At 68.6% G+C, this 388-nt stretch carries 1 protein-coding gene; it reads right to left on the reverse strand.

The window, feature by feature from the left end:
• Positions 1–85: 85 nt before the first annotated feature.
• Positions 86–388 (reverse strand): flavin reductase family protein (locus TN53_RS42800; protein WP_046264326.1); only part of this gene is annotated, 303 nt, incomplete at its 5' end.

Genomic DNA, 388 nt, shown 5'->3' on the forward strand with positions numbered 1-388 from the left:
CGACGAAGCGGTTGGCGAAGGTGCGGTTGAAGCGGGCCAGTCGCCGTTGGATGGCGGACATCCGGAACTCCTTAAGCGTGCGGGGTCAGACGTCGAACATGGGGTGGGTGCCGCGCTGTTCGGCCTCCAGGGCGCCCATGGAGCCGCGGAAGAAGATCAGCGGTTCGGACTCGCCGCTGGACACGCCCAGTTCGGCGACCTTACCGATGAAGATCGTGTGGTCGCCGCCCTCGACGGCGTTGACCAGGCGGCACGACAGGAACGCCATGGCGCCGCTGAGCACGGGCACGCCGGCGGTGGAGTAGTGGTGGTCGACGCCGTCCAGGTTCGCGGTGTGCCTGCCCGCGAAGGCCCAGGCCAGGGGTTCTTGCCGGCCGGCGAGGAAGTT

This window comes from Streptomyces sp. WM6386, assembly GCF_000972385.1.
Classification (GTDB): domain Bacteria; phylum Actinomycetota; class Actinomycetes; order Streptomycetales; family Streptomycetaceae; genus Streptomyces.